The organism is Pectobacterium aroidearum, assembly GCF_015689195.1.
In the GTDB taxonomy this organism is placed as follows: domain Bacteria; phylum Pseudomonadota; class Gammaproteobacteria; order Enterobacterales; family Enterobacteriaceae; genus Pectobacterium; species Pectobacterium aroidearum.
Genome location: NZ_CP065044.1, coordinates 2,089,515 through 2,116,085, shown reverse-complemented (window position 1 = coordinate 2,116,085; position 26,571 = coordinate 2,089,515). Strand labels below are relative to the sequence as shown.

The 26,571-nt window shown below is 50.9% G+C and carries 18 protein-coding genes; 8 read left to right on the top strand and 10 right to left on the bottom strand.

What is annotated here, in order from left to right; genetic code table 11:
• Nucleotides 1-12 precede the first annotated feature (12 nt).
• Together pflB and pflA are read left to right on the top strand one after the other, a co-directional pair.
• On the top strand, nt 13-2,295 hold the full coding sequence (pflB, locus tag I2D83_RS09505) for a formate C-acetyltransferase (RefSeq protein ID WP_015839982.1): 2,283 nt from the start codon (nt 13-15) through the stop codon (nt 2,293-2,295).
• A gap of 269 nt (nt 2,296-2,564) precedes the next feature.
• Nucleotides 2,565-3,305: a pyruvate formate lyase 1-activating protein gene (gene pflA / locus I2D83_RS09500; protein WP_015839981.1), complete on the top strand. Its 741-nt coding sequence runs from the start codon at nt 2,565-2,567 to the stop codon at nt 3,303-3,305.
• Between the two features lie 88 nt (nt 3,306-3,393).
• Here pflA and I2D83_RS09495 read toward each other — a convergent pair whose 3' ends face one another.
• Genes I2D83_RS09495 through I2D83_RS09485 form a run of 3 tightly spaced genes read right to left on the bottom strand, consistent with a single transcriptional unit; the run spans nt 3,394 to nt 7,424 of the window.
• Nucleotides 3,394-4,962, bottom strand: a complete 1,569-nt coding sequence (locus tag I2D83_RS09495) for a hydantoinase/oxoprolinase N-terminal domain-containing protein (RefSeq protein WP_205947994.1) — start codon at nt 4,960-4,962, stop codon at nt 3,394-3,396.
• 10 nt (nt 4,963-4,972) lie between these two features.
• Complete coding sequence (locus I2D83_RS09490; RefSeq protein WP_205947993.1) at nt 4,973-6,082, bottom strand: DUF917 domain-containing protein; 1,110 nt, start codon at nt 6,080-6,082, stop codon at nt 4,973-4,975.
• Between the two features lie 37 nt (nt 6,083-6,119).
• Complete coding sequence (locus tag I2D83_RS09485) at nt 6,120-7,424, bottom strand: cytosine permease (protein WP_181844288.1); 1,305 nt, start codon at nt 7,422-7,424, stop codon at nt 6,120-6,122.
• A 275-nt stretch (nt 7,425-7,699) separates the two neighbouring features.
• On the opposite strand from I2D83_RS09485, the gene I2D83_RS09480 reads away from it, so the two are divergent.
• The gene (locus tag I2D83_RS09480; RefSeq protein WP_015839977.1) at nt 7,700-8,641 is read left to right on the top strand and encodes a LysR family transcriptional regulator; all 942 of its coding nucleotides are present in this window, start codon (nt 7,700-7,702) and stop codon (nt 8,639-8,641) included.
• On the opposite strand, the gene I2D83_RS09475 is transcribed toward I2D83_RS09480, so the two are convergent.
• From I2D83_RS09475 to lrp, 6 genes are all read right to left on the bottom strand, one after another.
• The gene (locus I2D83_RS09475; protein ID WP_015839976.1) at nt 8,627-9,781 is read right to left on the bottom strand and encodes an MFS transporter; all 1,155 of its coding nucleotides are present in this window, start codon (nt 9,779-9,781) and stop codon (nt 8,627-8,629) included. The genes I2D83_RS09480 and I2D83_RS09475 overlap by 15 nt on opposite strands.
• Nucleotides 9,782-10,097: 316 nt before the next feature.
• Nucleotides 10,098-11,393 (bottom strand): serine--tRNA ligase, encoded by a 1,296-nt coding sequence (gene serS, locus I2D83_RS09470; RefSeq protein WP_180776983.1) that lies wholly within the window; start codon nt 11,391-11,393, stop codon nt 10,098-10,100.
• Between the two features lie 103 nt (nt 11,394-11,496).
• Complete coding sequence (locus tag I2D83_RS09465; RefSeq protein WP_180776984.1) at nt 11,497-12,840, bottom strand: replication-associated recombination protein A; 1,344 nt, start codon at nt 12,838-12,840, stop codon at nt 11,497-11,499.
• A 7-nt stretch (nt 12,841-12,847) separates the two neighbouring features.
• On the bottom strand, nt 12,848-13,459 hold the full coding sequence (lolA, locus tag I2D83_RS09460) for an outer membrane lipoprotein periplasmic chaperone LolA (RefSeq protein WP_015839973.1): 612 nt from the start codon (nt 13,457-13,459) through the stop codon (nt 12,848-12,850).
• Nucleotides 13,460-13,722: 263 nt separating this feature from the next.
• Complete coding sequence (locus I2D83_RS09455) at nt 13,723-17,193, bottom strand: DNA translocase FtsK 4TM domain-containing protein (protein ID WP_205947992.1); 3,471 nt, start codon at nt 17,191-17,193, stop codon at nt 13,723-13,725.
• 114 nt (nt 17,194-17,307) lie between these two features.
• Nucleotides 17,308-17,802 (bottom strand): leucine-responsive transcriptional regulator Lrp, encoded by a 495-nt coding sequence (lrp, locus tag I2D83_RS09450; RefSeq protein ID WP_010277211.1) that lies wholly within the window; start codon nt 17,800-17,802, stop codon nt 17,308-17,310.
• A 551-nt stretch (nt 17,803-18,353) separates the two neighbouring features.
• On the opposite strand from lrp, the gene trxB reads away from it, so the two are divergent.
• The 5 genes from trxB to infA all read left to right on the top strand — a co-directional run bounded on the left by trxB (nt 18,354) and on the right by infA (nt 24,129).
• The gene (gene trxB / locus I2D83_RS09445; protein ID WP_015839971.1) at nt 18,354-19,316 is read left to right on the top strand and encodes a thioredoxin-disulfide reductase; all 963 of its coding nucleotides are present in this window, start codon (nt 18,354-18,356) and stop codon (nt 19,314-19,316) included.
• Between the two features lie 236 nt (nt 19,317-19,552).
• On the top strand, nt 19,553-21,319 hold the full coding sequence (cydD, locus tag I2D83_RS09440; RefSeq protein ID WP_205947991.1) for a heme ABC transporter permease/ATP-binding protein CydD: 1,767 nt from the start codon (nt 19,553-19,555) through the stop codon (nt 21,317-21,319).
• 17 nt (nt 21,320-21,336) lie between these two features.
• Entirely contained in the window at nt 21,337-23,058 is a 1,722-nt protein-coding gene (cydC, locus tag I2D83_RS09435; RefSeq protein ID WP_370464017.1) for a heme ABC transporter ATP-binding protein/permease CydC, read from the top strand.
• 34 nt (nt 23,059-23,092) lie between these two features.
• Nucleotides 23,093-23,797 (top strand): leucyl/phenylalanyl-tRNA--protein transferase, encoded by a 705-nt coding sequence (gene aat, locus I2D83_RS09430; RefSeq protein ID WP_205947989.1) that lies wholly within the window; start codon nt 23,093-23,095, stop codon nt 23,795-23,797.
• Between the two features lie 113 nt (nt 23,798-23,910).
• On the top strand, nt 23,911-24,129 hold the full coding sequence (gene infA / locus I2D83_RS09425; protein WP_002211347.1) for a translation initiation factor IF-1: 219 nt from the start codon (nt 23,911-23,913) through the stop codon (nt 24,127-24,129).
• 159 nt (nt 24,130-24,288) lie between these two features.
• Here the strand turns inward: infA and clpA are convergent, their stop codons facing one another.
• The gene (clpA, locus tag I2D83_RS09420; RefSeq protein ID WP_015839967.1) at nt 24,289-26,562 is read right to left on the bottom strand and encodes an ATP-dependent Clp protease ATP-binding subunit ClpA; all 2,274 of its coding nucleotides are present in this window, start codon (nt 26,560-26,562) and stop codon (nt 24,289-24,291) included.
• Between the last annotated feature and the right edge of the window lie 9 nt (nt 26,563-26,571).

Genomic DNA, 26,571 nt, shown 5'->3' with positions numbered 1-26,571 from the left:
GGTAGGTGTAAAATGACCGAGCTGAATGAAAAATTGGCCAATGCATGGCAAGGCTTTAGCAAAGGTGAATGGCAGGATAACGTCAATGTTCGTGACTTTATCCAGAAAAACTACACACCGTATGAAGGTGATGAGTCTTTCCTGGCTGGTGCAACCAAAGCGACTTCTGCCCTGTGGGACAGCGTCATGGAAGGCATCAAGCAGGAAAACCGCACTCACGCCCCTGTTGATTTTGATACCAATGTTGCCGCAACTATCACGTCTCACGACGCGGGATACATCAACAAAGGTCTGGAAAAAGTCGTTGGTTTGCAGACTGACGCTCCGCTGAAACGTGCGTTGATTCCGTTCGGCGGCATCAAAATGGTTGAAGGTTCATGCAAAGTTTACGGCCGTGAACTGGATCCTCAACTGAAAAAAATCTTCACTGAATACCGCAAAACGCACAACCAGGGCGTGTTCGATGTTTACACCCCAGACATCCTGCGTTGCCGTAAATCTGGCGTTCTGACTGGTCTGCCAGATGCTTACGGCCGTGGCCGTATCATCGGTGACTACCGTCGCGTTGCGCTGTACGGTATCGACTACCTGATGAAAGACAAGTTTGCTCAGTTCACTTCTCTGCAAACCAAACTGGAAAACGGCGAAGATCTGGAAGCAACAATCCGTCTGCGTGAAGAAATTGCCGATCAGCACCATGCCCTGAGCCAAATTAAAGAAATGGCAGCTAAATATGGCTGTGATATTTCTGGCCCAGCGACAACGGCTCAGGAAGCGGTTCAGTGGACTTACTTCGGCTACCTGGCTGCGGTGAAATCACAGAATGGTGCAGCCATGTCCTTCGGACGTGTGTCCACCTTCCTGGATATCTACCTTGAGCGCGATCTGAAAGCTGGCAAAATCACTGAAGAAGAAGCTCAGGAAATGATTGACCACCTGGTCATGAAACTGCGTATGGTGCGTTTCCTGCGTACTCCTGAGTATGATGAGCTGTTCTCTGGTGACCCAATCTGGGCAACTGAATCTCTGGCTGGTATGGGTCTGGATGGCCGTACGCTGGTAAGTAAAACCAGCTTCCGCTTCCTGAACACCCTGTACACCATGGGGCCGTCTCCAGAGCCGAACATGACCATCCTGTGGTCTGAAAAACTGCCACAGAACTTCAAAAACTATGCCGCTAAAGTCTCCATCGATACCTCTTCTCTGCAATACGAGAATGACGATCTGATGCGTCCTGACTTTAACAACGATGACTACGCGATTGCTTGTTGCGTAAGCCCAATGATCGTTGGTAAACAAATGCAGTTCTTCGGTGCCCGTGCAAACCTGGCGAAAACCATGCTATACGCTATTAACGGCGGTGTGGACGAAAAACTGAAAATGCAGGTTGGTCCGAAATCAGAACCAATCAAAGGCGACGTTCTGAACTTCGACGAAGTGATGGATCGCATGGATCACTTCATGGACTGGTTGGCGAAACAGTATGTCACCGCGCTGAACATCATCCACTACATGCATGACAAATACAGCTACGAAGCGTCGCTGATGGCACTGCATGACCGTGACGTGTTCCGTACTATGGCATGTGGTATCGCTGGTCTGTCTGTTGCTGCTGACTCCTTGTCAGCCATCAAATATGCCAAAGTTAAACCGGTTCGTGATGAAGATGGTCTGGCTATCGACTTTGATATCGAAGGCGAATATCCGCAATTCGGTAACAACGACGCTCGCGTAGATGAACTGGCTTGTGACCTGGTTGAACGTTTCATGAAGAAAATTCAGAAACTGGCTACCTACCGTGGCGCAACCCCAACGCAGTCTGTTCTGACCATCACCTCTAACGTGGTATATGGTAAGAAAACAGGTAACACCCCAGACGGCCGTCGCGCAGGTGCACCGTTCGGACCTGGTGCGAACCCAATGCACGGTCGTGACCAGAAAGGTGCTGTTGCTTCTCTGACTTCTGTTGCCAAACTGCCGTTTGCTTACGCGAAAGATGGTATTTCTTATACCTTCTCCATCGTACCGAACGCGTTAGGTAAAGACGACAACGTGCGTAAAGCTAACCTTGCCGGCCTGATGGATGGTTATTTCCACCACGAAGCCAGCATCGAAGGCGGTCAGCACCTGAACGTTAACGTCATGAACCGTGAAATGCTGCTTGATGCGATGGAAAACCCAGAGAAATATCCGCAGCTGACTATCCGTGTATCTGGCTACGCAGTGCGTTTCAACTCACTGACGAAAGAACAACAGCAAGACGTCATCACCCGTACTTTCACTCAGTCAATGTAATTTCCATGACTGTCTGAAAAGGCGTAAAATAAAGGCTCCACATCAGTGGGGCCTTTTTCTCACCCCAGATTGTCGTTCAGGTTGTTAGCCTGTTTTGCCAGCCCGCTATATTGCTCTCACCATGTGGATGGCTCGTAAAACAGATTCGACGCAGCATCTGTCCTACGGTGTTTTTCTGTCAGCAATCCCTGCCAGATTAACACCTGCTTTCTTATGACTGCGCTCATAAAGACCGCTATTGTTCGGTCAAATTTGGAGAAAACCTCGCAATGTCAGTAATCGGTCGCATCCACTCCTTTGAATCCTGCGGCACTGTCGATGGCCCAGGCATCCGTTTCATCATCTTCTTCCAGGGCTGCCTGATGCGCTGCCTGTATTGCCATAACCGTGATACCTGGGATACGCACGGCGGCAAGGAAGTGACGGTGGAAGAACTTATGAAAGAAGTCGTGACCTACCGCCACTTTATGAATGCATCTGGCGGCGGCGTCACAGCATCCGGCGGCGAGGCCATTCTTCAGGCCGAATTCGTACGCGACTGGTTCCGCGCCTGCAAGGCAGAAGGTATCAACACCTGTCTGGATACCAACGGGTTTGTACGCCGCTATGACCCCGTCATTGACGAGTTACTGGACGTCAGTGACTTAGTGATGCTCGATCTGAAACAAATGAACGATGACATACACCAGAATTTAGTGGGCGTATCGAACCACCGTACTCTGGATTTCGCACGTTATCTGGCAAAGCGCAACCAGCGTACCTGGATACGTTATGTGGTCGTCCCCGGCTGGTCTGATGATGATGCGTCCGCACACAAGCTGGGTGAGTTCACCAAGGATATGACGAACATCGAGAAAATTGAGCTTCTCCCCTACCATGAACTTGGCAAACACAAGTGGATCGCAATGGGTGAAGAGTACAAGTTAGACGGTGTTAAACCACCGAAGGCCGATACCATGGATCGTATTAAATCGATTCTTGAAAGCTACGGTCACAAGGTCATGTACTAATCTCTGATCGTTCCTGAAAAAATAGCGCGCTCATGGCGCGCTATTTTCATTGTAGCAAAGAGATATCCTTACAACGTTAAGCGCTGCACTAAGCCAGATTTCCTGCTGCCTTGATTTTCACCTGTACCGCATTCCCTGGCAGATACGCCAACGGAATTTCCTGATAGTCGATGATTTCAACGCTGCCCGGCATCGCACCCGTTTCTTCTGCAAGACAAACCGTTTGTTGCTGCAGCTCGCTTTTTATCTTCTCACGATCGTTATCCGGCATTTTCACTACGCGCTCAATCTGTGCGCCAACCTTTCCTAAGGCTACACCTACCGCATTTGCCGCATCAAAATTCAACGGGCGCATGACCTGACTGATACCCGATAAAACGTCAGGCAGTAAAATACTACCGCCACCAACAAGCACCGCCGGAATAGCCGCGCTGGACGATTTGATCCGATCGATAGCACTTTCCACTTTATCAATCATCTGACGATAAGCCTGCTGACAAAGTACGTTATCTAGCTCAGGAAGCGGGCGAGGAAGATCGGATGTCCATCGCTCGCGATGGAGCTGCAGCATAATATCGCTGAGCGTTAACGTCTCCCCACCAAAGCTGACACCCTGTTCAAGAAGGCGATAACCGACGCTGTCAGGTCCAAGCGTGAGTTTCCCATCCTGAGACTGCCGCACACAGGTTCCCCCGCCAATGCCGATAGAAATAATATCCGGCATTCTAAAATTCGTTCGTACATCGCCCACTTCAACAGCGATAGCCGACTCACGCGGGAAGCCATTCACCAACACGCCAATATCTGTCGTCGTGCCACCGACATCAATAATCAGTGCATTATCCAGCCCGGAAAGGTGGCACGCTCCGCGAATCGAATTCGTTGGCCCACAGGCCATCGTCAGAATGGGATATTGCTTCACCATACTTTCGGACATCAATGTGCCGTCGTTTTGCCCGAAGAACGGTGTAGCTTTAATACCATGTCGGATTAGCGCTTGCGTAAAGCCACTAACAAACCGGTTTGCCGTGCTTTGCAACGACGCATTCAGGATTGTCGCGTTTTCCCTTTCCAGTAATCCGGTGCTGCCTATCCGGTGGGATAACGACACGGAAACATCAGGCAGTGCTGCATTCACCCACTGGGCAACCTGCTGTTCCTGCTTATTGTTTACGGGTGAGAATACGCCACAAATTGCCACGCTATCCACATGACCGCGCATCCTGTCACACGCCGCCAAGACTTCATCCCGCAATATGGGATGAATCTCTCGGCCATCAAATTCATAGCCACCATGAATTTGGTAGAAATGCTCGCCTAATGTCCTTTGCCATTCATCGTCCCAACCAAATAGCGGTGGGACGCTATCGCTGCTTGGCAGGCTCAGGCGTAATAAACCAACGCGATCCAGCCCTTTCCGCTCAACAATCGCATTGGTACATTGTGTTGTGCCCAACATCGCATAGCGAATATGCTGCGGCTCGATACCTGACTGCGACAATACTTCAGCAATCACCCGTTCGATACCGCTATAAATATCCAGACTGGTAGGAAATTTGGCCGTCGCAATACAGCGCAGATCCGCATCTAAAATTGCCGCATCCGTGTTGGTGCCGCCGACATCAATCCCGAGTCGGTAATCATTTTTATGTAACATCGGGAAAGCCTCAGCGATTTGCAAGCTGTTCTATCGGCACATACTGCACCGGATAACCGAAATACTCCGGCCCCGCAACGTCAATCCCTTTTGGCGTTCGCCACTTGTCATTGCACGGATAGGCAATAACATCGACTCGCTGCCCATAACGTAAATGTTCCGTAATAATTGGACGTCCGGTTTCACTGTCTACTATGGAGATTAAATCAGGCACAACAGCCAGCAGATTATCCTGCGTAGGATTTGCCACCTGTGACGAACGGTAAGCAAGCAATAGCTCATTCTGGAAAAGCACCGTAAACGACTCACCTTTATCGCTCCCCATGCCATCCAGAACTACTTTGCCCCGGGCAAGCCCTCCAATGGTGCGACGATCAACATCAACAACCTTGCCTGATGCAATAACGTAGCCATTCAGTATGGTTAGTAAGGATTGCACGGGATGGCTTCCCGATTGGTGTGCCTGACGCAACGTTCTTCCAATATTCTGCGCCAGTGTGAGTGTACCTTTGATGGCACTACGCTTAAGTTGGCTACCGTGCAATGGGTAATCACACATGGCACAGGCGGCCCCCATTTGTTCCGCAATCACTCTGGCCAAACGCTCAGACCACATGCCATCAATAGGATTTAAGGTAACCGTGTTTCCCTTTTCATCCGCTAACGTATTTGGCGCAGAGCGTAAATTATCAAGAAAAAAGGTCACCATCTGCGCTTCGGGAAAAGCCCTACCCATCGCATCACAATCAACGACAGGTACTCCTTTTGCAGCCGCAACAACAAACGGTATGAGCGAATTAATACCGCCAACTTCGATGGGAAATGTTGCAGTGATAGGTCGCTGAAGCGCCGTTTCCATCGCGTCAAACGCCAGAACAAACTGGCTAGCTGACATAATTTTTTCTACAACTACCGTCGTTGCACCTATCATGCTACAGGGAACAAACAGCTCATCGTCTTTAATTTCATCTAAATCGAATACAGGAACCTTGACCGCATTTTTTAATGCGTGTTTTGCCATCAAAGAACCTACATACGGGTCGCCGCCGCCTCCAGTACCGAGAACCGCGGCCCCTAGTGCTATATCATCAATGGTTTGTACATTAATATAACGAGACATATTTTACCCAAGGTCTCATGTTATCTGCGTAACACGTTTAATCTGCCAATTGAGGGAAAATTTTATGTATGCCGATATAAATCACCATACTTACAATGACGCCATCCAGAGCAGAGATCGAACTTATCGTAAATAAATCAAAAAAATCTGGGGAAGTTAACAGGCTCACAAGACTACCAAGTGACCAAGATATAGCCGCCGCCACATTCAAGAATGAAGCCTCTGATACATTTTTCTGCAAACGTGAGGACTTAATAAAATAATATTCGACGAGATAAACACCTGCGATAGGGGAAATCAGGACACCGAGCAGCGACAAGAATTGGGTAAAATTATTAATCATACCGTTATACGCTAACAGCAACCCGGCAATAGCCATTAGCACAACCAATACCGGCCGTGATAGTGCTCGAATAACAACGGATAGCCCCAATGATGCGGAGACAAGGTTGGTACTATTTGTTGTCCACTGGGCAAAAATAAGCACCACAATTGCAGACATCCCCAAACCAATACTGAAAAACACTTCAACTAAATCTTCTGTACCGACAAGATGAGTCAGAATAAGCGCAACTAATATTGTTGAGCTATTACCTAAAAAGAACCCCAATCCCGCACCAAGTAACGCATCTTTACGTGTTTTAGCATAGCGAGCTATATCCGGGGACATCACGGCAGAGACTATCCAGATAGAAACAACATAAGAGATAGCGCTTCCCATACTAATCGGCGCTTTAATTATCGGGAGGGGTATTTCGGGGTGGTTATTCGCCGCTAAAACCAGGCCTGTAATTATCAATATCAACATGAGTGGCACGCTGAATACACTCAGTTTACCCAATGCTCTGACACCCCAAATAGCCGTAGAAGTCATCAGCACCATGCCAAAAACCAAAATAAGAAAACGACCTGGTTCAATTTGATAATGTAACAGTGCTTTTTGCAGCATTACGCCAAAAAAATCGAGTTGAAAAGCAAACCAACCAACCAATGATACAGCAGAGAAAATACCAATAAGCTTTCCGCCAAAGCGTCCAAAAACGGAGATACTTAGTAGCGTTGTTGATAACCCACAGCCATAACCGACGTTCGCGCATAATGCGGCCAATACACCTAAAAAGGCAGAACCGATAAGCGTGGCGCTAACAGCTTGGGAGAAAGGCAATCCTCCGCTTAAGAAAGCACCAAGGAATAAACCTGAGATATCAATCCCCATTGCCAGCCATATTAAAGCAATAACATACCAGCTTTTTCTCGCTTCAGCAGGGACAGGTTCGTATTCGTAATCATAGATTTGCCGCCCCTGTTGTTCTTTTCCAGGTACAGCATTCCCTTGAGACATATTACCTCCATTAAATAAGCAGCAAATAATTATTGTATCGTTGTGATATTTTATAGAGGTTGCCTGACGGCGTATAGAACAATGGTGTCGTCAGCAAGCTAACAACACCATTGTGCTTATGAGAGACCCTGATGTGACACATAAAACCACGCTTTTTTGTGGCAACCACATCAATGTATGTGGCGTAACGACAAGATAAATGGGTTTCATATCGATTAATACAGATATATTTTGATGTTAACATTCAGATATGTAATGTGTGCGAAGGAAATGCTATGCGCTTAGATAAACTGGAGATCCGCTGGTTAAAGCTTTTCTGTAAAATTGTTGAAAAACAAGGAATTACCAACGCGCAAGACGCAACAGGCCTAAGCCAACCCGTGTTAAGTCACTACCTATCTCGCCTTGAGGATACACTTGGACTCGTTTTGTGCGAGCGTGGGCGCGGTGGTTTTGCCTTAACAACCGAAGGTGAAGTGGTCTATCAGGAAGCTAAATCTGTCATCGCTACGTTGGACGATTTTGCTAATCGATTGGCAAGTATAAAACATCAGCTTATTGGTAAAGCTCGGATTGGTTGTCTGGATAATACCGTGACTCACCCAGACAAAGTCATTTCTAACGCTATTGGCAAATTGTACGACCAAAGCCCTGATGTTGCAGTGGAACTAGAGATTGGTGATTATACACCATTAATGGAACGCCTAAAAAATGGTCACCTTGATATCATTCTGAGCGTCTTACCAGATGATGTTCCAATAGATATCCATTTCCAGCCTGTTTTCGTTGAAAAAAGCCATTTTTATTGTGCGTCTGAACACGGGGAACGCATAGAAAGAGAGTGGCACGAGGGCACACTTAACCCTAACAGACTGCTCATCGGTGGGCATGCACTACACGAAATTAGTAAACAGTTAGGGCCTGTTGCAAAGAAAGGTTTGCAGGATACAGCATGGAATGTAGAAGCAAGTTTGCTGCTGCTGCTGGCGGGCACCCATATTGGTTTTCTTCCCGATCACTATGCTGCTCCTTGGGTTGAGAAAGGGAAACTCACCGCAATTTCACCAGACCGTTTAAAACTAACCAGCATATTTTATCTGGTGCGAAATGCAAAACAGCGCCTTAGCCCAGTCGCTGAAGCGCTGTGGAACAACATGGTGGAAGCGGGACAAAGCTCGCTGGCTGGCCTTGATGTCTCTACCTCAAGCTGCAGCTAATGGCGTTGGATGATGATCGGCTTTTCTGAGCAACATCATCAGGTAGATCATGGCAACAGCAGCAATCAATACAAACAGCAAGCGATCGGAGTAGCTCTGCATCAATACCGCAGCAACGCTTGGCCCGCAAAGACTGCCAAGCGTGTAGCTGAGGAGCAAAGCCTGATTCATCGCCACCAGCTCATCAGGACGCACTTTTTCACATGCCCACGACATAGCAACGGGATACAGCGTAAAGCCTGCGCATCCCAGCAGGAAAAGCGACGGCGCCATGGCATAGTGACTGATGCTTAACATGGCTACACAGCCAATAATGACAACAAAGACTAATACCCGCAAAACTAACAGCCGGCCATATCGATCGGCCATACGTCCAATAGGCCATTGACCAATAATCCCTGAGCTAATTAGCAGGGCCATCCAGTATCCAACCTGTGCGTCATTCATTCCCTGATGAGAGAGATATAGCGGCATCAGGCCATACAGCGATCCTAAAATTGCACCGGAAATAATACAGCCGTGTACGCCTAAACGCGCGCTGCGATACGTCAGCATTTTCCACAGACTAACAGACTTTTCTTGCTGTTCTGGCGGTGTAGGAAGACGAGTAAACAGCAGTGGTAATATTGCCAGAATAACCAGTGCGACCATCCACGGCAGCACGCTCAGCAATGCTGTCGGTAATACACCAAGCAGGAGTTGTCCAATCACGCTACCGAGGTAATAGGCAATCATATACGCAGCCAGCAGTTGCCCTCGTTGCGTCGGCGTTCCGCTACACAACAAGGCGCTTTCCACCACAACCCAGATTAATGCACAGCCGATCCCAGCAAGAAAGCGCCAGAATAGCCAACTGCCGATATCCGCAGAAATGCCGAGGCCAAAAATCGCGATGCCAAATAATAAAGCAGCGAAATAATAGCTGCGGTTAAATCCGTAAAGTTTGATTAATTTACCGGCTAATAGCGTTCCAACCAGATTGCCGCCGAAATAGCACGAGCCAACGAGGCCGACCTGCCAAACAGGAAGCGATTGATAACTTAGCCAAAGTGGTACCAGAGTATTTAATACTGCGATACAAACTGTCAGCAGCAAGAGTCCGCAGAGCAATAGCAGCACTGGGCGGGAATAAGCAGACATAGCGAAGTGGATAACCAAACAACCGGAGAAGAGTGAGCGCATCATGCCACTGCGCATATAAAAGTCAATCCGGGCAAAAAGTGCTAAAAGTCCTTTCCCACATTATGGATTGAAAGAATTCATCAACTCCCATAGGCAGGCCGCCATGCTTAAAAACACACAGAAGCTACCCGACTGATTTTAAGTCAGTTTTAGCGTTAAAATTAAGTCACACGAACGGTTTGAAGCAGAGGAACTCTTTTTACGATGAAAAAATATTACCGAACACAAGACGTAAAAAAAGCGCCCTTAGGCGCTTTATGCAGATAACTGAAAATTAGCCAATAAATTCCAGCCCGCCCATATACGGACGCAGCACTTCAGGAATCTCAATACGGCCATCGGCCTGTTGGTAGTTTTCCAGAACTGCCACCAGAGTACGGCCAACTGCCAGACCAGAACCGTTCAACGTGTGAACCAAACGGGTCTTCTTGTCGGACTTGCTGCGGCAGCGAGCCTGCATACGACGCGCCTGAAAATCCCACATGTTTGAGCAAGAGGAGATTTCACGGTACGTATCCTGCGCGGGCAGCCAGACTTCCAGATCGTAGGTTTTAGTCGAACCAAAGCCCATGTCGCCGGTACACAGTAAGACCTTACGATAAGGCAATTTCAGCAGTTGCAGCACCGTTTCAGCATGGGTTGTCAGCTCTTCCAGCGCCTGCATAGAATCTTCAGGACGGACGATTTGTACCAGCTCAACCTTGTCAAACTGGTGCATACGAATCAAACCACGCGTATCGCGACCATACGACCCCGCTTCAGAACGGAAGCAAGGCGTATGTGCAGTCATCTTCAGTGGCAAAGATTCTTCATCAAGAATCTCGTCACGTACCAGGTTGGTCAGCGGAACTTCAGCCGTCGGAATCAGCGCATATTGGCTGCTTTCTGCTTCTTCGCTTAACGGGTTAGTGTGGAACAGGTCCTCGCCAAATTTAGGCAACTGACCCGTACCGTATAACGTGGCATGGTTTACCAGATAAGGCACATACGCTTCCTGATAACCGTGTTGCTGCGTATGTAAATCCAGCATGAACTGGGAAAGTGCGCGATGCAGGCGAGCGATCTGTCCTTTCATCACAACAAAACGCGCACCAGTTAATTTTACCGCAGCGGCAAAATCCAGTCCGGCAGCCATTTCACCGAGCTCAACATGGTCGCGTACCGGGAAATCATATTTACGCGGTTCACCCCAGCGGGTCACTTCCTGGTTCTGCGTGTCATCCTTGCCAAGCGGGACGGAGTCGTCCGGCAGGTTTGGAATGGTTAACGCCAGATCGCGAATTTCATTCTGCAACTGATCCAGCTCGGCTTTCGCGGCATCCAGTTTTTCGCCTAATGTGTTAACTTCACGACGCAAAGGCTCGATATCTTCACCGCGTGCTTTCGCTGCACCAATCTCTTTCGATCGGGAGTTACGCTCTGCCTGCAGGTTTTCGGTTTCTACCTGCAATACTTTACGACGTTCTTCCTGCTTACGCAGGGTCTCAACATCCAGCTTAAAGCCTCTGCGAGCCAGTAACTTTTCGGCGACTGCGTCTAGCTCATTACGCAGTAAATTGGGATCGAGCATGCTAATCCTGTGCTTATGATTATCAAATGAAATGGTGGCGTACACGGCGCGCTACGCGGCCGGTTTCAGAAAATACCGCAATAACCTTACCGCAACGCTTAGTTCAACGGTAGCGTTTTGTCGGGCTATTTTGATCCTGAGCGGCAAGCCAGGCGAGCTTTTCACCAATTTTGCCTTCAAGGCCGCGCGAGGTCGGCGTGTAATAGTGCGTTTCCGCCATTTCTGGCGGAAAGTAGATCTCGCCAGCCGCATAGGCATTGGGTTCGTTGTGTGCGTACCGATACTCTGCTCCGAGCCCCATTTCTTTCATCAATCGGGTCGGTGCATTGCGCAAATGTTCGGGAACATCATAGTCTGGCTTCTCGCGCGCATCCTGCATCGCCGCTTTGAAAGCGCTATAGACGGCGTTACTTTTGGGAGCACAGGCCAGATAAACTATCGCCTGAGCGATAGCACGCTCCCCTTCCGCCGGACCAACGCGAGTAAAACAATCCCATGCAGAGATCGCCACCTGCATCGCTCGCGGGTCAGCATTACCGACATCTTCCGATGCGATCGCCAGCAATCGCCGGGCGACATACAGCGGGTCACCGCCAGCGGTGATAATTCTGGCATACCAATAAAGCGCCGCATCTGGCGCAGAGCCTCTTACCGATTTATGCAGCGCTGAAATCAGGTCGTAATAGCGATCACCCTTGTTATCAAAACGGGCACTACGCTCGCCCGCAATTTCATTGAGGAGCGCTGGCGTCAGGACACGCATACCCTGCGCGTCAATTTCCGCCATATCTGCCATCATTTCCAGACTATTCAACGCACGTCTGGCATCGCCATTGACCAATTCGGCCAGCATACGTGCGGTGTCGGCAGGTAGGACAATATTCTGTCCGCCGTATCCCCGTTCGCTGTCGCTCATCGCCTGCTGCAATACCTGTTCGATATCTTCCGCCGTCAGCGCCTTCAGCAAATAGACGCGGGCGCGCGATAACAACGCGGAATTAAGCTCAAAAGAGGGATTTTCTGTTGTTGCCCCGATGAAGGTGATCGTGCCATCTTCGATATGTGGCAAAAACGCATCCTGCTGACTTTTGTTGAAACGATGGACTTCATCGACAAACAAAATGGTACGACGCCCGGCATTGCGGTTTTGTCGTGCACGTTCAATCGCTTCACGAATTTCTTTAATACCGGACGTCACGGCAGAAATGCGTTCTACATCAGCCTGTCCGTAATGCCCAATCAATTCTGCCAGCGTGGTTTTCCCCGTGCCTGGCGGTCCCCAGAGAATCATAGAGTGCAGTTGCCCCGCCTCAATTGCGCGTGGCAAAGGCTTACCGGCGCCTAACAAATGCTGTTGGCCGATATACTGTGCCAACGTCGCAGGCCGCATACGCGCGGCCAGAGGTTGAAATTCGTTATGGGAAAAATCCAGGGACAGGTTACTCACTCTGGCCTCACTGACGCTGGTCATCCAGCGTGACGCCTTTCGGCGGTGTGAACGTGAATTGCGCGGCATCAACAGCGGCATTTTGCTGGTTCTTCAGCACATAGGTGCTCCGCTGCCCATCTTGTTCCGTCGCGGTAAACTGCTTGATCGTGCCGTTAGTCGTCACATTAATCGCGAACTGTTTCAGATTGCCGCTCGCAGATTTCGGCGTAAGCTCAAAATCATCGCCTTTCTGGCGCACATCGTACTTATTCCAGTCGCTGGCATCGTTACGCGTTATCAGAATGAACGGCGTATTCCCTGTGGCATCCTTCAGCCAGGTTGCCGTGACTTGTTCGACAAACGGGTTGTAAAACCAAAGTGTTTTACCGTCAGAAATCAATGTACTCTCATCAGGCGATGTGGTTTTCCAGTTAAATAGGTTAGGACGCTTCAGCCACAGTTCGCCTTCCCCTTCCTGCACCGCTGCGCCATCGGCACTGGTGACTTTCTGGCTGAAGTTTGCATGGAAACTGTTTACTTTATTGAGGCGACCCTGCAAATCTTTTGCCGCGTCCGCATAGACAGCAGTTGAGGTCATACCTGCAATCAGGCAACTGATGGCTAACCACTTTTTCATACGCATAATCCTTTGAGTGTCCTGATATAACCACCTTCACAAGTGAAGACAGATGCTTCACATGGCGTCGATGTTATTTGTGGAACAGTGTTATTTGTCGATCTACGTTATCGGTAGATCCACGTTACCTATATAACTATGTTATCTGAACCCACTCGGACGGTGATAGGTGAATTATCTGCTTATTACCGCTTTTACGCTTCTTTGCATAAGGGCTGCACGCGCAGCCCTTATAATGGAGTGAAGTCAATCAATACTACGCGCTATTCCATGGATGGCGGAGCCAATACCTCGCGGTTGCCATTGTGCCCAGGAGAGCTGACGATGCCCTGCGCTTCCATTTGCTCAACGATTCGCGCAGCGCGGTTATAGCCGATACGGAACTGGCGCTGCACACCGGAAATGGATGCACGACGCTTATCGACCACAAACTCTACCGCCTGATCGAACAGCGGATCGAGCTCTTCATCGCCATCAAGGCCGAGGCTTCCACCTTCAGCATCATCGCCACCGCTGACAATATTATCAATATATTGAGGACGACCCCGCGCTTTCCAGTCCTGAACGACGGCGTGAACTTCCTCGTCGCGGACGAAAGCGCCATGAACGCGGACAGGTATCGAGGAGTTAGGCGCCATATACAGCATATCCCCCATCCCCAGTAGCGACTCCGCGCCGCCTTGATCGAGGATAGTTCGTGAGTCGATCTTGCTGGACACGGTAAACGCAATACGCGTCGGAATATTTGCTTTGATCAATCCGGTAATAACATCAACCGAAGGACGCTGCGTCGCCAGAACCAGATGAATACCGGCAGCTCGCGCTTTTTGCGCCAGTCGGGCAATCAGTTCTTCAACTTTCTTACCCACCGCCATCATCAGGTCAGCAAATTCATCGACCATAACCACAATATACGGCAGTTTTTCCAGGACTGGCGGCGTCATATCCATACTGTCACCCGGCTTCCAGAACGGATCGGGGATCGGGCGTCCCATCGCGTTTGCCGTCATCACCCGTTCGTTGTATCCGGCCAGATTACGCACGCCAAGCGCCGACATCAGCTTATAGCGTCGTTCCATTTCACCGACGCACCAGCGCAACGCATTTGCCGCATCCTTCATGTCGGTCACGACTTCCGTCAACAAATGCGGAATGCCTTCGTACACCGAGAGTTCCAGCATTTTCGGGTCGATCATAATAAAACGCACGTCTTCCGGCGTGGCTTTATACAGCATACTGATGATCATAGCGTTGACGCCGACCGATTTACCCGAGCCTGTCGTACCAGCAACCAGCAGGTGCGGCATTTTCGCCAAATCGGCAACAACGGGCTCACCGGCAATATCTTTACCCAGCACAATTGACAGCGGCGATGGGTTATCGCGGAATTTGTCGCAATCCAACACCTCACGCAGATAAACCGTCTGACGATGCGCATTCGGCAGTTCCAGACCGACATACGGTTTGCCTGGAATCACTTCAACAATACGCACGGCGACAACCGACAGTGAACGTGCCAAATCGCGCGACAGATTCGAGATACGCGCCGCTTTTACGCCCGGCGCCAGATCCAATTCAAACCGCGTAATCACCGGACCTGGAGAATGATCGACCACATCCGCTTTAACCCGAAAATCAGCCAGGCGCGCTTCAATTAGTCGCGCCGTCTGCTCCAACGCGAAATTATCAACAGGCGCTTCACTGGCTGGCGGCGGAGTCAATAAATCCAGCGTTGGCAGCGGTGTAGTCGGCTTCTGCAACGGCTGTTCATTACGCATCAGGAATGGATGAATCAGACCCTCCATTGCCGGATGATGCGTTGGCGCGGCTGGTCTTTCCTGTTGCGCAGCGTCTACCGACACTGAAGACGGTTGCGTTGGCTGACCAAACGTCAGCGGGTTGCGCTCATTATCGTCGTCATCGTCACCAGCGTGCATCGGTGGAAGATCGGGTTCGGCACGATAAGATGGCTGCGTATACGTCGGCTCACTGAACGTCTGCGGCTCAGGCTCGCGCTCATTCTCCGCGCTAAACGGCGAGAATGAAAAAGCGTTATGCGATGCCACAGGCGTCGGCTGAACAGGTTCACTGACCGCAGGCGATGCTGTCGGAGCAGGCCTCTCCTCATCGTACTGTGGTGCATTAGCATCATAGCGGGACTGCTGCTGTGCAGCGAAATCTCTGGCTAACTGTGCTTGTAGAAGCGCGTCTTCATCCTCTTCCTGTAACGGATATTCATCGCCATAACGCTGGCGCTGCTGATTCAGATACTCCTGCTGTAGTGCCGCTTCCTGACGGGCGATGTCATCAGGTGTTTCTTCCTGATAGATATCATTCGTCAATTCCGTTTCCGTACTCTCATTCTGCGCCTGCAGCCTTGCTTGTTCTTCAGCCAGCCGCTGCGACGGCAGTTTAATTCCGTACGACGCCAGTTCACGGCGGGTAGGAATGCGCACCGGATTGGGGCGCGGCAGTTCTGGACCGACGCCGCGTTTAATTTGCGGGTTATCATCCCCATCAGCGCTGAACGCAGGCATAAAGGTGTTGTTCGCGTTGAAATCCGTATCGCGTGCAGGCTGTGGCGGTTCAGCAAAGGGTTGAACCACCGGTGCTGTTACGATCGGCGGTACGACACTCTCTCCGTAACTATTGCCGTAAGGCGTATACGCACTGCTATGGAGTTCGGGCGACGTTGCGATCTCTGGCATCGCTGCGGGTGTTTCAGGAATTTCAAACGAATACAGCGGCGGATTCAGCGATGGTGCCGCATCAACCGTTGATGAGGCAACAGGTGGCACAGTAGCAGGCGCGGAATCAGACAATGGCGAGTCTGGCGCTGCCAGTTCGGGGAATGTTGCCCCTGCCGCAGGCATTTCTGCTGAGAAAGCCGGTGGAGTAGCAGCCGACGCGTTTTCAGTTGAAGATGATGACGCTTCGATCTTATTCTCTGCCGCCGTATCGTTTACGATATCGGCCACGGAAGGTGCAGAAAACAGAACATCATCGTCATCACGCTGTTGCGTTATCGCCTCGCCCGACGCTTCATCGTGGCGCAGGTTAAGCACATCGCGTTCATCTTCTTCACGATCGTTTTCTTCGCGGTAGTCTTCATCGCGACGTGAACGGTTTGACATAAATGTCAGACAGCTCAACACGCCAGCACCAATTTTTTCAGCGATCGTCAGCCATGACCAACCGGTAAACAGCGTTAACCCGGCTCCCCACACGCACAGCAGAATCAGCGTCGCGCCCATACTGTTGAAACGCGGGATCATTGAGCTACTCAACAGGCTTCCCAAAACACCACCGGAAGCAAAATAGTAGAGATCGTCAATATTCAACGCAGCCAGACCACAAGAGGTCAGGATCAGCGCCAATGTCCCAATCAGGCGAAGTGAAAAGGTAAAGTAGTCAATAGACTGATGGTTATCACGCTGGCGGAAAGCAGCCCAGCACAGAGATAACATAATCGGCGGAATGGCGTAGGCCAGCACACCAAAAATAAAGAACAGCGTATCCGCCAGCCATGCACCTGCTACACCACCAAGGTTGTGAATCGGTTCATGCCATGCAGTCTGTGACCAACTGGGATCGGAAGGGCTGAAACTGAGTAGTGCGACACTGAGATAAACCGCAAAAAGTGCCACAACGATTAAAATCGCTTCAAGCAAACGACGTGTACCACTGAGCTTTTTCAGGGAAACGTCTTTATCTTCTGTATATTCCTGGCTCAAGAGTCTCTCCAGGGGCCTGTAAGGTTTATGACAAAGCGCCGAGAAAACCCGGCGCTGGGACTGTATAAATTCACAGGAGTGTAGCTGAATTTATCGGGTTTTGCACCCACACGTTTATCGCGTCTTAATAACCAGACGGTTGCTTTGCTTCACTTCTTCCATCACCACGTAAGTACGGGTGTCGTTTACGCCCGGCAAACGCAGCAGCGTTTCCCCCAGGAGCTTACGGTAAGCAGACATGTCCGGCACGCGCGTTTTCAACAGGTAGTCAAAATCACCCGAAACCAGATGACATTCCTGAATTTCTTCCAGCTTCTGCACCGCAGCATTGAACTGTTCAAACACATCAGGCGCGCCGCGGTTTAGCGTTATTTCAACAAAAACCAGCAGTGACGCATCCAGATAATGTGGGTTTAGCAGCGCTGTATAGCCGTTAATGAAACCCTGTCTTTCCAGACGACGCACGCGCTCCAGACAAGGCGTTGGCGACAGACCAACACGTTTGGACAGCTCGACATTGGAAATACGCCCATCTTTTTGCAATTCGTTCAGGATGTTACGATCAATACGATCGAGATCTTTTCCTGGCCGTTTTTTAGTGTCTACCATTATTATTGTCTCTCTTCACTTTTCCCTGCACCCGCTTTACCCCGATAGACCTCATGTATCAGAGCTACCCTTAAAGAAGACACGCTGCCTATTTTGTATATCAAAAGTCATTAACTTCTCGTTCTCGCCCCACGTATTGCTCACCCGCGAAAAAGACCATCACGTCATATCCGTGGCCCAAAGGCCTACTACCTGCGCAAAAACGAATAAAAAGCCGAGCTTTTAACTGTTCACATACAAAAAATTTCCTCTTACCCAGATGTTTTCGCAAATGCACAGCCGATTGTCAAAGCAAAACAACGAAAATCAGAAGAAACTGCCAGATTGGATAAGCCAGAGCCACTCACCGAGATGACTTCAATCATTTTACTTATGAATGTGGCTGATTTTTCAGCTATTTGTCGTCACCATCGTCATTAACGATTAAACAAATAGCCAGCAACTTTTCTGCATACTTTTTTTACTCCTGTAATTTCCTTACAATCATTCTCATTGTCCGTGGTAGAGACTGTTCATATGGACATTATCCACCGTCATGAAATGAGGAAAGCATGGGTACCGTTAAACATCACAAGTTATTGATTCTGGGTTCAGGCCCCGCTGGCTATACTGCCGCAGTTTATGCCGCACGGGCGAACTTACAGCCAGTATTAATCACTGGTATGGAAAAAGGCGGTCAGCTAACGACCACGACCGAAGTAGAAAACTGGCCGGGCGACGCCGATGATTTAACAGGCCCACTGTTAATGGAACGCATGCACGCGCATGCAACCAAGTTCAATACCGAAGTGATCTTCGATCATATTGAACGTGTTGATTTGCAAAACCGTCCCTTCCGTTTATTCGGTGATAGCGACGAGTACACCTGTGACGCGCTGATCATCGCCACTGGCGCATCGGCTCGCTACCTTGGCCTGCCGTCCGAAGAGGCATTTAAAGGCAAGGGCGTTTCCGCCTGTGCAACCTGTGACGGATTCTTCTACCGTAATCAGAAAGTTGCCGTGGTGGGTGGCGGGAACACTGCCGTCGAAGAAGCGCTGTATCTGTCTAACATCGCGGCAGAAGTGCATTTAATCCACCGCCGCGAGACGTTCCGTTCAGAGAAGATTCTGATTGACCGACTGATGGACAAAGTTAAAAACGGCAACATCATCCTGCATACCAACCGTACGTTGGATGAAGTGCTGGGTGATGATATGGGTGTGACCGGTGTTCGTATCCGCGATACGCAAAGCGATGCAGCGGAAGAGCTGGAACTGGCTGGCGTATTTATCGCTATCGGCCACAGTCCAAATACGGCCGTGTTCGGCGGTCAGTTGGAACTGGAAAACGGTTATATCAAAGTACAATCCGGCATTCACGGCAATGCGACGCAAACCAGCATTCCTGGTGTCTTTGCTGCAGGTGACGTCATGGACCACATCTACCGTCAGGCCATTACCTCTGCAGGTACCGGTTGTATGGCAGCGCTGGATGCCGAACGTTATCTGGACGGACTGACCGTCAATAAGTAATACGACACTGAAACGGAGCGGCATCTGCCGTTCCGTTTTCTTCCTACCGATTTGCCTTCCGCAACACAAAAATTGATCGCCTCCCCCATTTCCCTTCTCCTTTTCGTTTGCAGCGCGCCCCTGTCGCGGTAACATGGCGTCATTCTGCATGATAGAAGATAATTTTGTTAACTAACAGTTACATAAGAGTTATTTTCTGTTAAGTCCATTTCTGCAATATAACGAACTGGTGCCTGATGAAAAAAACCAGACAGCAAGAACTGACCGCCTGGCTGAAGCAGCAGAGTAAGCTGGCGCAACGTTGGCTACGCATTTCACTGCTGCTTGGGTTCCTGAGCGGTGCATTAATCGTGGCACAAGCCTGGCTGTTAGCGACGTTGCTTCATGCCTTGATCATCGAGCATGCTCCCCGTGAATCTCTGCTCTCCCCTTTTCTTCTTCTGATCGCCACATTTGTTCTGCGTGCGCTTAACAGCGTGTTACGCGAGCGCGTTGGTTTTCTATGCGGGCAAGCCGTTCGACAGCAAATTCGTAAGCTGGTACTGGATCGATTGCAACAGCTTGGCCCTGCCTGGGTACAAGGCAAACCTGCGGGCAGTTGGGCAACGATGATTCTTGAGCAGGTTGATGATATGCAGGATTATTACGCCCGCTACCTGCCGCAAATGTATCTTGCCGCGCTGATCCCGTTGCTTATTTTAATCACGATCTTCCCACTCAATTGGGCTGCGGGCTTGATTCTGTTTCTCACCGCCCCGCTCATTCCGCTTTTTATGGCGCTGGTCGGTATGGGTGCGGCGGATGCCAACCGACGTAACTTTCTGGCGTTGGCACGCCTGAGCGGACATTTCCTCGATCGCCTACGCGGGATGGAGACACTACGCCTGTTCCATCGAGGCGAGGCTGAAACCGAACAAATCCGCCACGCGTCCGAAGATTTTCGCAGTCGCACGATGGAAGTGCTGCGCATGGCATTTCTTTCCTCGGGCGTACTGGAGTTTTTTGCTTCCATTTCAATCGCTGTTGTCGCCGTCTATTTCGGTTTCTCTTATCTCGGAGAACTGGATTTCGGCCATTACGGTATGGGGGTGACACTCTTCGCCGGTTTTCTCGTGCTGATTCTGGCGCCGGAGTTTTTTCAGCCTTTACGCGATCTGGGCACGTTCTATCATGCCAAGGCTCAGGCTATCGGCGCAGCGGAATCGCTGGTGACCTTTTTAGCCGAGGAAGGTGAAACGGTAGGCTTTGGCACCCAAACATTCAGCAGTGATACCGCCATCGCCATTCGAGCGGAAGATTTGGTCGTCCTCGCGCCCAATGGCACACCGCTCACTCAACCGTTGACGTTCGATATTCGCGCAGGCGAGCGTATCGCGCTGGTCGGCCTCAGCGGCGCAGGAAAAAGCTCGCTGCTTAATGCCCTGCTGGGGTTCCTGCCCTATCGCGGCTCATTAACCGTCAACGGTCAGGCCCTGAACACGCTAACGCCAGAATCATGGCGTAAGCAGTTAAGCTGGGTTGGGCAAAATCCCCATTTACCGGAACAGACGCTGCGCAGCAATATTCTGCTGGGTAACCCGCAGGCCAGCATTGTGGAGCTACAGCGGGCAATTGAGCGCGCCTATGTGCAGGAATTCTTACCACAGCTCCCACAAGGGCTGGAAACCACGATCGGTGACGGCGCAGCGCGCTTATCCGTCGGTCAGGCACAGCGCGTTGCCGTTGCCCGTGCGCTTATCCACCCTTGCAACTTATTGCTGCTAGATGAACCATCAGCCAGTTTGGATGCCCACAGCGAAGAGCTGGTTATGACGGCGTTAAACGACGCGGCACGTCACCAGACCACGCTGCTAGTGACGCACCAGCTCGCCGATATCACCGAATATGATGCAATTTGGGTAATGGACGGCGGTCAGCTAGTCCAACAAGGTGATTATCAAACACTCCGAGCCGAAGCAGGCCCCTTTGCGACGCTGCTGGCACAACGACAGGAGGCCCTGTAATGGCTCAGAGAAAAACGATGCAGGTATTAAAACCGTTTCTGGCGCTCTACCGCCAGCACATCTGGCGCTTAAGTCTTGGTGTCGTGCTGGCTATTGCAACCCTGCTTGCCAGTATCGGCCTGCTTGCCCTCTCCGGCTGGTTTCTTGCGGGGGCCGCATTGGCAGGAATCGTCGGGCTGCTCACCTTCAACTATATGTTGCCTGCCGCAGGCGTGCGGGGTGCGGCGATTGCGCGCACAGCTGGGCGCTATTTCGAAAGGCTAGTCAGCCACGATGCCACATTCCGCGTTCTGCTGCGCTTACGTGTTTTCACCTTTTCTCGCATTCTGCCGCTCTCTCCGGGTGGGCTGGCACAATTTCGCCAGGCTGAATTGCTAAACCGGCTTGTGGCGGACGTGGATACGCTAGACCACCTCTATCTGCGCGTGATTTCCCCCATCATCAGCGCCTTCGCCGTCATTCTTATTGTCTGTTACGGCCTGAGCTTCATTGACGCCACATTGGCGTTGACGCTTGGCACTATCATGCTGGTACTGCTGCTGTGCCTGCCGGTTCTATTTTATCGGGCAGGAAATGGCATCGGGCAGGATCTGACCGCGCTGCGGGCACAATACCGCCTTCAGCTAACGACCTGGTTGCAAGGTCAGGCAGAGTTGACTGTCTTCGGTGCGCTCGATCGCGTCCGTCAGCAGTTGGCGCTGGTGGAGATTAACTGGCTGCGCCGCCAACGTCAGCAGGCCAATCTTACTGGCCTGTCTCAGGCGGTGATGATTCTATGCAGCGGGCTGACCGTTACCCTGATTCTGTGGCTAGCGGCAGATGGCGTAGGCGGTAATCCACAGCCCGGTGCCTTGATTGCACTGTTCGTGTTTGCCGCGCTTGCCGCCTTCGAAGCGTTGGCTCCGGTCACGGTGGCTTTCCAGCATATGGGGCAAGTGATTGCTTCCGCCGCCCGAGTCGATCAAATCATTCGCCAGCCCGTTGACGTCACTTTCCCTGAGCGCGGGCCAGAAACGTCACGCGAGGCCGCACTCGACCTCTCACATGTGGGGTTCACTTACCCCGGTCAGCCACAGCCCGTGCTGCAAAACATTTCTCTTTCCATTAAACCGGGCGAACATCTGGCGCTGCTGGGGCGTACCGGGTGCGGGAAATCGACGCTATTGCAACTGCTGACTCGGGCATGGAATTGTGAATACGGAGACATTAGGCTGAATGGCCACGCCCTTGACGATTGGCGGGAAACCGACCTCCGTGCAATGATGAGCGTGGTCCCACAGCGTGTGCATATTTTTAGCGCAACGCTGCGTGATAACCTGCTGCTGGCCGCACCAACGGCGCGGGACGAAAAACTGGCCGAGGTATTACAGCAGGTCGGGTTGGAAAAATTGCTGGAAAATGAAGGGCTGAATGCCTGGCTGGGAGAAGGCGGTCGCCAACTCTCCGGCGGTGAGCAGCGCCGTATCGCTTTAGCACGTGCCTTATTGCACGACGCGCCGCTTGTTTTGTTGGATGAACCGACTGAAGGGTTGGATGCAGAGACTGAAAAACGTATTCTGCAACTGCTACGCCAACATTGTGCTGATAAGACGCTGATCGTCATCACTCACCGGTTATACGGTTTAGAATCAATGGATCGCATCTGTATTCTGGACGATGGCAAGGTGATCGAACAGGGCAGCCATCAGGCGCTAATGGCACAAAAAGGGCGTTATTGGCAATTCCGCCAACACGTTTAAGGCAAACTCAGTTGAAACACAACGTTTGAAAAACATGCGTCTATACCAACTATCGTCTCAATCGCTTCAGTTTCCTGACCCGAATCATGCATTGGATGACCCCAACGGCCTGCTGGCCGTTGGCGGCGATCTCTCCGTTGCCCGGTTAAAAGCGGCTTACCGACAGGGAATTTTCCCCTGGTTCTCTCCCGGTGAGCCTATTTTATGGTGGTCTCCGAATCCGCGTGCAGTGCTGTTTCCTGATGAACTCCATGTCAGCCGCAGTATGAAAAAGTTTCTGAAGCGCCATACGTTTCACGCCACGCTGAATCAGGCGTTTGATGACGTCATTCACGCCTGTGCGCACGAGCACCATGACGGCACCTGGATTACGTCGGAGATTATCTCAGCCTATCGCCAGCTTCATTTGGCCGGCAAGGCACACTCTGTCGAAGTATGGCAGGATGACAAACTGGTTGGTGGGCTATATGGCGTTGAACAAGGAAGATTATTTTGCGGTGAATCGATGTTCAGCCGTACGGATAATGCGTCAAAATACGCGCTGCTGGCGTTTCAACAACATTTTATTCGCCACGGTGGTCATTTAATTGATTGTCAGGTGTTAAACGCCCATACCGCGTCGCTGGGCGTAAGTGAAATCTCTCGCGATAGCTTCCTGCAACAGCTTTCTCAGTGGCAGGATCTCACCGTCGACGACGGCTGCTGGCGCCCCCAACAGCTCGCCGAACCGACGCTATGACAGAGAAAAGCGGGTAAATAATCCCCCAAACGTGAACGCTTCTTTACATAATGGCGGTTTTTCGGCATTATCTTGCGGTTAAAAAATAAAGGTAGTTAGACCTAGAGGATTCGATGGCCAAAGAAGACAATATTGAAATGCAAGGCACCGTGCTTGATACGCTGCCCAACACCATGTTCCGCGTTGAATTGGAAAACGGGCACGTGGTTACCGCTCATATCTCCGGTAAAATGCGTAAAAACTATATCCGCATCCTGACGGGTGACAAAGTCACTGTAGAGTTAACCCCGTACGACCTGAGTAAAGGCCGCATTGTCTTCCGCAGCCGTTAACCGGTTCGCCCATCGCTGATAACAGCGATATACGAGGATGTGACACCCTCCCCAGCCCTTCCCTTCATGGCAAGGGCTTTTGTTTTTGGGAGAGAGTCTGGCAAAGGGATGTAAAAAAGGGATGCCTCAGCATCCCTTTTAGGTATCAAACGATATTGATTAATTAACGCTTTCCGCTTTCCGCTTCTGCGCACTCTTGAAGCCGTAGGTCAACTGCTGCGTCTCTTTATCCAGTTCTACCGTGACAGAACCACCATCTACCAGTGAACCAAACAGCAGCTCGTTGGCCAGAGGTTTCTTGAGGCTTTCCTGCATTACGCGCGCCATCGGTCGGGCACCCATCGCTTTGTCGTAGCCTTTTTCTGCCAGCCAGTTACGCGCTTCATCACTGACTTCCAGCGACACGCCTTTCGCATCCAGTTGCGCCTGAAGTTCTACGATAAATTTGTCGACAACCTGCTGAATGACGTCAGTCGACAGATGGTTGAACCAGATAATGCCATCCAGACGGTTACGGAATTCCGGCGTAAATACCTTCTTGATCTCTTCCATCGCATCGCTGCTATTGTCCTGATGGATGATACCGATGGATTTACGCTGTGTTTCCCGCACGCCCGCGTTGGTGGTCATGACGACAATGACATTACGGAAATCCGCTTTACGGCCATTGTTGTCCGTCAGCGTACCGTTATCCATCACCTGCAACAGCAGGTTAAAGACGTCCGGATGCGCTTTCTCAATTTCATCCAGCAGCAGCACCGCATGAGGATGCTTAATCACGGCATCCGTCAGCAGGCCGCCCTGATCGTAGCCCACATAGCCCGGAGGCGCACCAATCAGGCGACTGACCGTGTGGCGCTCCATGTATTCAGACATATCAAAGCGCAGCAGTTCAATATCCAGCGCTTTCGCCAGTTGTAACGTCACTTCCGTCTTACCGACACCGGTAGGACCCGCGAACAGGAAGGAACCAACCGGCTTACGCTCCTGACCCAGCCCTGCTCGGCTCATCTTGATAGACTCAGAGAGCGCTTCGATAGCCTTATCCTGTCCGAACACCAGCATTTTCAGGCGATCGCTGAGGTTCTTCAGCACATCGCGATCGCTGGCGGAGACGGTTTTTTCTGGAATACGGGCAATACGGGCGACAACAGATTCGATGTCACTCACATTAACCGTTTTCTTCCGTTTGCTGATTGGCACCAGACGGCTGCGTGCGCCCGCTTCATCGATCACATCAATCGCCTTATCCGGCAGATGACGGTCGTTGATATATTTCACCGCCAACTCTACCGCCGCACGAATCGCTTTCGACGTATAGCGAACATCATGGTGAGCCTCATACTTCGGCTTCAGACCATTAATGATTTGTATGGTTTCTTCCACACTAGGTTCAGTGATATCAATTTTCTGGAAACGACGCGCCAGCGCCCGATCCTTTTCAAAGATATTGCTGAACTCCTGATAGGTGGTTGAACCGATGACGCGGATCTTGCCGCTGGAAAGCAGCGGTTTAATCAGATTAGCGGCATCAACCTGACCGCCGGACGCAGCGCCTGCGCCGATGATCGTGTGAATTTCATCAATGAACAGAATACTGTTTTTATCTTGTTCGAGCTGTTTCAGCAGCGCCTTGAAGCGTTTTTCAAAGTCACCGCGGTATTTGGTGCCTGCCAGCAGCGCACCGATGTCCAGCGAGTACAACGTGCATTCCGCCATCACTTCCGGTACATCGCCCTGCACAATACGCCAGGCCAGCCCTTCAGCAATCGCGGTTTTGCCCACACCGGATTCGCCGACCAGCAGCGGGTTATTTTTACGACGGCGGCACAAGACCTGAATCGTGCGCTCCAGTTCTTTATCCCGGCCAATGAGCGGATCGATACCGCCAACGCGAGCCAGTTGATTCAGATTGGTGGTGAAGTTTTCCATACGATCTTCCCCTCCTGCCTGTTCTTCATTGACGGGATTTTCAGGGTTCGGCGCCTGATCGGTTTCTTCTTTACGCGTGCCGTGGGAAATAAAGTTCACCACATCCAGACGGCTGACGTCATGCTTGCGCAGCAGGTAGGCAGCCTGAGATTCCTGCTCGCTAAAAATCGCGACCAGAACGTTAGCGCCGGACACTTCGCTGCGGCCGGAAGACTGCACATGGAAGACGGCGCGTTGGAGTACGCGTTGGAAGCTGAGCGTAGGCTGAGTTTCTCGCTCGTCGTCACTTTGCGGTAATGTTGGTGTGGTCTGCTCAATGAACGCTTCCAGTTCCTGGCGCAGCGCGGCTAAATCTACCGTACAGGCTTCCAATGCTTCACGGGCGGCTGGGTTACTGAGCAGTGCTAACAGCAGGTGCTCCACGGTCATAAACTCGTGTCGGTGCTCACGCGCTCTGGCGAAAGCCATGTTGAGACTGAGTTCCAGTTCTTGATTGAGCATAGGCACCTC